This is a genomic window from Sphingorhabdus sp. EL138 (assembly GCF_945890115.1).
Classification (GTDB): domain Bacteria; phylum Pseudomonadota; class Alphaproteobacteria; order Sphingomonadales; family Sphingomonadaceae; genus Sphingorhabdus_B.
Genome location: NZ_CAMDCK010000034.1, coordinates 1 through 8,467, shown reverse-complemented (window position 1 = coordinate 8,467; position 8,467 = coordinate 1). Strand labels below are relative to the sequence as shown.

At 54.0% G+C, this 8,467-nt stretch carries 5 protein-coding genes; 1 reads left to right on the top strand and 4 read right to left on the bottom strand.

Features of this window, described 5'->3' with window-relative positions; all coding sequences use genetic code 11:
• From Q0O07_RS11125 to Q0O07_RS11110, 4 genes are all read right to left on the bottom strand, one after another.
• Positions 1–1,670: CHASE2 domain-containing protein (locus tag Q0O07_RS11125; RefSeq protein WP_295493672.1), on the bottom strand; the 1,670-nt coding region annotated here is incomplete at its 3' end.
• Complete coding sequence (locus Q0O07_RS11120) at positions 1,667–2,428, bottom strand: hypothetical protein (protein WP_295493670.1); 762 nt, start codon at positions 2,426–2,428, stop codon at positions 1,667–1,669. The genes Q0O07_RS11120 and Q0O07_RS11125, both read right to left, overlap by 4 nt.
• The gene (locus Q0O07_RS11115; protein WP_295493669.1) at positions 2,425–5,091 is read right to left on the bottom strand and encodes a CHAT domain-containing tetratricopeptide repeat protein; all 2,667 of its coding nucleotides are present in this window, start codon (positions 5,089–5,091) and stop codon (positions 2,425–2,427) included. The genes Q0O07_RS11120 and Q0O07_RS11115 overlap by 4 nt, the downstream gene beginning before the upstream one ends.
• 616 nt (positions 5,092–5,707) lie before the next feature.
• On the bottom strand, positions 5,708–6,565 hold the full coding sequence (locus Q0O07_RS11110) for a tetratricopeptide repeat protein (RefSeq protein ID WP_295493668.1): 858 nt from the start codon (positions 6,563–6,565) through the stop codon (positions 5,708–5,710).
• Positions 6,566–6,818: 253 nt separating this feature from the next.
• Between Q0O07_RS11110 and Q0O07_RS11105 the strand changes: the two genes are divergently transcribed.
• The coding region (locus Q0O07_RS11105) for an NAD(P)-binding domain-containing protein (protein WP_295493666.1) at positions 6,819–8,467 on the top strand (1,649 nt) is incomplete at its 3' end.

The window sequence follows — 8,467 nt, the reverse complement described above, 5'->3', positions numbered from 1 at the left end:
GTGCAACAGATGCGCGTGCCGAAATATTTATTGACGCCTTCAGTCCGCGCGGCGGTGTTTACCGTGTCGCCTAGCGCGGTGAAATCCATGCGCGATTGCGAGCCAAAGTTACCGATGATGGACAGGCCGCTATGGACACCGATGCGGGTGACACCAAGAGGGATATCGCGGGCGTTGCAGTCCTTTCGGAAGGCTTCGGCATAAGCATCGAGTTCAAGCGCGCAACGAATTCCACGCGCGGCATGGTCGGCCTGCGGTATCGGAGCATTGAAGATCGCCATAATGGCATCGCCGATGAATTTGTCGATTGTGCCGGTATGTTTCAGGATGATCTCGCAAGCGCCGTCGAGATATCTGTTTAAAACTTCAGAGAGTTCTTCGGCCTCCAATTTTTCAGACAATGTGGTGAAGCCGGCGATATCGGTGAAGATGAACGTTGCGTCCCGCTTGGAACCCGACACTTGCACCGCGCTCGGATCTGCGATCAACTGGTCGACCACTGCCGGCGAGACATAGCGTGAAAATGTGCTCTGAATAAATTGGCGCTGCTTGCGTTCGCCGCGTCCAATAATGAGGTCCATCATCCACAAAGCGAGGAATAGCGACAGCGTCGGTCCGAACAGCGGCAACATTGGCAGGCCCTTGCCAAAGCCCAAAATTGCGCCGACCCAATATACAATTGTGATGACGACGCTGATACCGACATTGAAGACGATACCCATTCGCAACAGGCTTAATCCGGTACCAATTATGGCGAAGAGCGCCAATAGGCCAATGGTCCATGACTCAGGTACCGTGGGCGGGCTCCGTCCTTCTAAAATCTGTGTGATGCCGTGGGCCTGAACCATAACGCCTGGCATGTTGCCCCGATCGCCATCGTCAATTATGGATAGCGGGGTACGGTGGCGATCTGTGATCGACAGCACTGCGCCGATTAACACGATTTTACCCTTGATCAGTTCAGGAGGCAAAAACGGCAGATAAGTAGCCGAAAAAGTTGGGAAAGGCGTGTTTTCGGCATCTGGCTGCGCACGCCAAGCGATGTCGACTGGAACCAGAGGCGCTTTTGCACCGCCCATACCGGCCAATTTTCTCACAAACCCGGCTGGATTCTGAGGGGTGTCAACGCGCTGGCCATTAATGACAGTGCCGCCGGGGTTGATGCGGCGGACCAGCCCATCAAAGGGATCGGTCAGCAGGTTCGCCTCGGCACGCTTATCTTCCGGAATAAACGCCTCCATATAGGCAAGTTGATCAGCGTTGACGACATTAGGGGCCGAACTGAAGCTGAAGGCCAGCGGCGTGCTTGTGGCGCGGATGACCTTGCGAAGTCGTTCATCTTTTGCGGGTTCGGTCGGTTGATCGACGATGATGTCTACCCCGATGACAGCTGCGCCCTTGTCTTCAAGTTGTTCGATCAAATCGGCAACAAGACCCCGATCAACGGGCGATCGATACGAAAATGCGGCCAGCGTCGTCTCGTCGATGGCGATGACTACTACATCCGAAGATGGCGGCATCGCTGGCTGCATCGCTGCGACACGAATATCAGCGAGCTTTGTTTCCAGATTTGCCAGCGGCGCGATGAATTTGACGCTGCTGCCGCTGAGAAACGCGGCGACAAATGCAATTACGATCGCGACCAAGACCTGCCGAGTTGCGCGGCTCATTTTTGTAATGCCCCGGTCTGTGGCTCGCCATCGCCCAGCGACGTTGCGCTATCGGCAAGATCTTTGCCAATAGCCATCAGATATGAATCAGCTTGCTGAACACAAGCCTTTTCCAGCATCCAGGCGCTGATCACCAGAGGATCGTCGATATCACGCGGTATCATGTTGATACGGAGGGGATATTCTTGGCCACCGGCACGGACTATGAAGGTTTTTAAATCGTCAAGCCCAACAATATCTGGGGGCGTCATGCGATCTGTAGCCTGCTTCCATACATAATCTGCGCGCCAAGAGCGATCAACGGGAAATACTGAAAAGGCCTGTTCGGCAAGGCTCTCCGGACGCCACCAGACTGGCTTTTCGCCCTCTTTGAGGCAGCGGTTTCCGCCACGCGAAATATCGATAAGCCAAGGATCGGGCAATGGCGCGGCACTCGCACCGGACCTGACTGCCCCTACTGAGCTGGCACGATCGTTACGTGTCGCGATGAGTGCTGCCAACGCGACGCGTGGATTTTGAACTGATCCAGCGTTGCGGACGGCCGGACCAGAATAGGGACCCCGCAATGTGGACATCCGGCCATCGGGTGCGACTAGAACGATTTTTTCGCCTTCGACGAGCTTAACCGTCCGCGCGCTGTCGATGCGCATCCCAGGCTTTAGGCCGGCACCGCGTGCTTCAACGACGATCATCGGCGTTGCAAGGGTGGGCCAGGCAAGGACGAGCGCAAGCCCCAAACCGAGCGACTTCCAATTCATGTCGCAGATCTCTCGTTAAGCGGAGACGATGCACCGTCGCCGATTAACACAAAGGCCCCCCAGAAGAAGGGGTGAGACGAGGCCGGGTTTGCTATTGCCTTAAGTTGCGCTTGGGCAAGGGCTTTATCTATCGACAAGTCAGGGTCGGCGCCGACGGCCTTAAACACATCGATCATCAAACGCGCAGTCGCCGCCGACGGCACCTGCCAGTGGCTGACCAACAAACTGCGGGCGCCGGCATGGAAAAAGGCTTCCGCTAGCCCGGATAGGGTCTCGCCACCCAGTTTGTCGCTGCCGTCCGAGGCGGTATTACACGCTGACAGCACGACGAGGTCGGCGCGAAGTTCCAGTGCGGCGATTTCGCTGGCGTCAAGCAAGCCATCAGTTGAACGCGTTGTAGCAATTGTATCAGGTGGTGTGAGCACAAGCCCCGGTTCGGATTCACACTTCAATTCGCCAGGCAACACACCATGGGTGGCGAAATACAAAATGCGATAGTCGGAAAGGGACTTGCTGCGCAGATTGGCTTCGGTAGCATTCTCTGCGAGCATAAATTCTGCGTCAGGTGCTTTAAGAGCTGCCGCTACTGCTGCAACCTCGCTAGCGGTTTCGGGCAATGATGTCAGCATGCGAAGTGTTTCGGGTGATGCAGGGGCATCCTTGCGGCAGCTGCTTAACAGGCCGGCAAACCCTGCACGTGTCGCCTTTGAACCTATTGGCCCCTTACTTGGCGAGGGAGCGAGCAGCGGGTTGGCTACAGCCAGCAGAAGGTTGCGTGGCTTGCCGAAAAGCCGCGTGGAGCGGAGTGCGATGAAGCTGGAGATTGAAGGGCTGTTGGTGATAGCAAATTGGCGGGAAAGCCAAGCCGCGCTGCTATAGTTTTTGCTTTTTGCTGGCTCAGTGACAAGTAGACCGAATGGCAGGCTCGCCAGTGCACCCGATGGCACGATAATCAGACGCTGTATTCCGCCGAGCTTGGAGACGATCGGACCAAGCAATTGGGAAAAGAGTTGATGTGCGGTATCAAGGTCGAAATCAGCAACCGATCTTCCCTCTATTTCAAGGCCGCGGCGCAAGCTTTTTACACTTGCGGCGATATCGGCTGCGCCAGCAGACACTTCCGCAACGATCGTTCCATCGCGCCTGATGAGCTGCACAAAAGATTTTTCCCTGCCCAGCAGGAAGGTGATGACCGCTTCATTGTCTTCCAGCCGGGAGCGAACATCGTCAATCCGTGGCAAATTTTCTTCTTTTAGAGCTTGATAGTCGGGAAATCGCGTGGCGATTTCTGCGCGCGTTGCTGCGATGCGGGGCGCTTGGCTAGCGATCTGCTCAATGAGCGCATCTTCTGTTTCGGGATTACGGTCGTCAGCCGCAAGCGCCTGCTGCTGGGCCAATTCGCTTTGAAACCGAGCCATCGCACGATTATCGTCCTCGACGCGCCGCAACAAGGCTGACAATTCGACGGATCCTGAGGAAAGCCGCATAGCCGTTAAAGCAACTGTGCGATCGCGGCCTGGCTTGCGGGCAAGTTGAAAGGCGTCAAAAACTTCGGTAAACAAGCCCTGACGTTGCTTTTCGTCGGCAATATCTGCGCTATAACTGACGACTGCCGCTGCCAGCGGCATCAAGTCTTCATCAGTGAACGGTAAACTGTCGCGCGGCAGACTGCGGGCGAGGGTAAGCGCTTCCCGATAAGCAATGATGGCGTTTGTATTCATGTTTTCTGCTTGGTAGGCGCGCGCCAGCGCGGCGCGCAATCGCAGGGTGCCGGCGCCTTCACCAAACGCATCCTTGCGGATCCTGATCGCAGTCTTGAAGTAAGTTTCGGCGGCTGCCAGTCGACCATCTGACAGGCTGGTTTCGCCAAGCACACCCATTATATCAGCGCGCCACCAAACCGGCGTTGAAGGCGCGGCTGCCAGCGCCAGTAACGCTTGGCTTGCAAGCACATTCGCGCTGGTTGGGTCACCGCTGCGCATCAGCACAAACGCTTCAAGGTTCAAGGCCATGGCTATTTCCCCTCGAGCCAAGGCTGCATCATCGGTAACAGGGCGAGCGTCGGTTATTGCGCGCCACTGCGCGACCGCATCGCTGGCTTCGGAGCGGGCCACGGTATAATCGCCGCGCAATGCTGAGATATTGGCCCTATACGTCGCAAGGCGGGCTCGCTCGGCGGGACTTGGCGACCTTTCTATGATTGGGGCTGCGCGACGTAGCAGGCCATCTGACTCGTCAAATCGACCAAGATTTGCAACGACCATAGCCATATCGAGAAAAAGCGCGTTGGTTACAACGTCATCTTCACCAAAAATGCGAATTTGAACATCGAGCGCCCTGCGCAAGGCTTGTTCGGCTTCGGCATATGCAAAGCGGCTGTTTGCAAGCCTAGCATCCGACCAGAGTTCACGGATCAATGCCTGTTCGACTTCGCTTCCGATAACGATGGGGGTCGACCACAGAGCGCGCACTTCTGTGGCTAGAAGGGTTCGGTTTGCATCGGACTGCAGACCGAGTGCCGCCAATAGCGCTGGATAAGCTGACGCAGGACCTTGAACAATGTTCAGCGTTCCACCGCTGATCTGTGCGAGCAATAAAATCGGCCAACCATCAGCCGAACTTCTGCACGGCAGAGCGAGAACAAATTTGCCATCACGCGGCAAATATCGCTCTGCTTCGCAGTTCAATTGGGTATTGAGGAGCAGTTCACTTTTCGCAGCGCTGAAGGCGCGCTCGAGCGGTTGCCTGCCGGAATCTTTGCTATTCTCGGGAAACAAAAGGCGGGCGGACCTGCCAACAACCAAACCACCGCATAGTAACTGCCTGTCATCGACAAACACACTACTGGACGACTGTTGAGCCGTTCCCTTAAGTTCGCATTTTTCTCCCGATAGTGTTTCCAGCCCCGCCGTTGTATTCGAGGCGAGTGCGGTAGAGCTTGCCCACACAATCAACAAAGCGGAAAAAAATACTCGAAATAAAATAAATACTTCTCTTTCAGGCAATCGTCAGGAGAATCGCCGTGTAGTATTGTCATTCGGTAAGGCTTCATTACTAAAGTGAGAGAGATATGTAAAGTGTGGTAAAATAGAAAACTAAAGGTGGCAATGTTATCTCGATACAGGCGCGCCTATGCGGTTAAGGTCTACATTCGCGGGCCGCGGGACTTCTCAAGCGTCATCACATATGGCGGGCGGCTCGGAGTTCAGCCTGCCTTTTGTTGCGATCAAAACGATTGCTGAGCGGAGCTATCAGGAAGCACTGGCTGCTCCGCTGAACTTAAGTTCCTGGAACTCCAAGTATTTGAGCTTCCCTCAGCAGCTTACTTTGCGCCTCCGGATTTGCCGCGACTGACTTTGTTAGTGCCGCTTTTGCCTTCGCCGTTTCACCCAATGTCATGCGGCTTCGCATCAGCATGATCCAACCGTCTACGTTTTTTGGGTTTTTCGCAAGCTTGGTCTCCAGTCCCTCTACCATTGAGGTCACCATTTCCTGTTGTTGGCCAGGTGGCAGCTTGGCCGCTTGCGCCATGTCCGCTCTGCTGGGTCCAGGTATCGGCGCTGCTGCAATGCTTTTTAGGGTTGCGGATAGGTCACTAGTCCGCTTTTCTTGGGTGCTTGCTAGGCTTTTTGTAACATCAATTTTGTTGATTTTCCCAACTTGCTCGATTGTCCGGATAAGGTCAGCCTCCCAAGGTGCGTCCTTTGGAGTGTCCTTCAATAACTCCAGCCAATCATTAATTGCGCCTGTATGGTTGCCATCTAAATCCTTACTGACGGCAAGAAAATAGCGGGATCGCGGATCTTTTGGGTCAAGTATTATCGCTTTATCAAAAGCGGCTTTGGCTGCTTTTGGCATAGGGGCTTTCTCGTCGGCCATCACCAAAGACTCGCCAAGCGATGACCAGTATACTGCGCGGTCCGGTTCAAGTTTCGTTGCCTTACCGTAAGCATTAGCCGAATCCAGATACCTACCATTTTCGAAGTAAGACCAGCCGAGCAACTGCCAAGCCTCCACATCTGTTGGATCTTTCCGCGTTCTTTCTTCAAGCGCCGCTATAGCAGCATCTGGTCCGGCTGCATTGGCGGTAATGTCTTTAAGGGCCGTCGCGGTACTTGGGTCGCCTTCACTGCCCAAGTTGCCCGTCGCGCCAATGATGATGACTATCATAAACAGGGCAAGCGCGCCGAAGAAAACGAACTTTGGAATTTTCGATGTTTCAGCTGTGTCAGTCATGCTCGTCTCAATTTAAATAGAATTAAGGTATAGCACTATTTGTAACAATTGGTAAAGTATCGTAAGATCGATAAATCACATTCCGAGTGGGTAAGTCTTGCCTCCTTGTCCTCGGATAATTTTCGTCGATTGGTCATGATGGGGGAATGAAGGCATGACAACAAGGTATCGCGTTGCAATCATTGGGTCCGGACCCGCCGGACTGAGTGCTGCCTCGCGCGCCGCTGTCTTAGGTCTGACACATGTGTTGCTCGAAAAGACCGATCATCTTTCCGACACCATTTATAAGTATCAAAAGGGCAAGCATGTCATGGCAACGCCCAGCCAACTGGTCTTGCGGTCCGACATCGACTTTGGCGCAGGGAAGCGTGAAGTCATACTTGACACATGGGACAGTCAAACCGGCGACCACAAGGTGAACGTCCGCTATAACTCAGAGGTCAAAGCGATTGAAGGAGAGCAGGGTAGTTTCAGTTTGCAACTGACCGATGGAGCCGTCATCGAAGCAGAAACCGTCATCCTTGCCATCGGGACGCAAGGGAACCCAAATTTGATGCGTTGCGATGGCGGCGGGTTACCTCATATTCAATATACACTTGATGATCCCGGCGTATATATAGACGAACATATAGCCGTGATCGGCGCGGGTGACGCAGGGATCGAGAATGCGTTGGGCCTTGCGGCGGATCCTGAGCAGCGCAACACGGTTACGATTGTAAACCGGAACGCAGAATTCACTACTGCCAAAGATGCCAACATCAAAGCCTTGCTTGCTGCGCGCGATTCCGGCCGGGTGATTGTGCGGACGGGCACAACGCCCTCTTTGGTTGAGCCTGGATTTATAACATATGATACACCAGATGGCGAAGCAAAGGTCAAATGCGATCGGGTAATTGCGCGTATGGGATCAGCGCCGCCGCGTAAATTCATTGAGAGCTGCGGGGTGGAGTTTACCAGCGAAGATCGGGTTGCGTTTCCAAAATTATCGCCTTCTTTTGAATCAACTAAGCTGGGTATTTATGTAATCGGCGCGCTGGCAGGTTATCCGCTGATTAAGCATTGCATGAATCAAGGCTATGATGTCGTTGAATTTATCAATGGCAATAATGCATTGAAGCCAGCCGATGAGCCTATCCTCGAGGCCAAGTTTAAAGATTTGCCGGGACGCAAAAGTGTCGAGGAATGGCTTGAATTTCTGCGGTCCAATATAACGATATTGAACGGGCTCACGCCGTTGCAAATGCGTGAATTCATGCTTGATTCCGAAGCGCGGTTTTACCGGAGCGGAGAAACGGTTTTTGAACGTAATGATCCCGGATCATCGCTGTTTACGATCGCGAGTGGTTCCGTCGAGGTGTTGATTGACGCAAACGATCCTACCAAAATTGTTCCAATCAACGCGGGTTCAATCTTTGGCGAAGTTGGATTGATTTCGGGGCGGCGGCGTGGGGCAACAATCCGTGCTGGCGAGGATTCTATCTGCGTCGAAATCTCGCGAACTGCCGCGCTGAAGTTGCAGAGTTCGGTGCCCGCCGCCAAGCGTGCAATTGAGCGCATTGCAACCGAGCGCCAATTACTTCAGCTTTTCGGGTCCGGACTTGTTTCGTCAGATTTGACCGAAGTGCTCGACAATAGCGAAATCCAGACCGTGAGCGCGGGTAAGCCGGTAATTACCGAAGGCGATGAAGGGGATGACATGTTCATCATCCGCCAAGGATCTATGATCGTTGAACGGAAGATCGCTGGAAAACAGGTGTTTCTGTCCTATCTTCCGGCGGGATCTTATGTCGGAGAAATGGCGCT

Coding starts and splice junctions, on each gene's coding strand:
- Q0O07_RS11120 (WP_295493670.1), bottom strand. CDS start 2,428: ATGAATTGGAAGTCGCTCGGTTTGGGGCTTGCGCTCGTCCTTGCCTGG.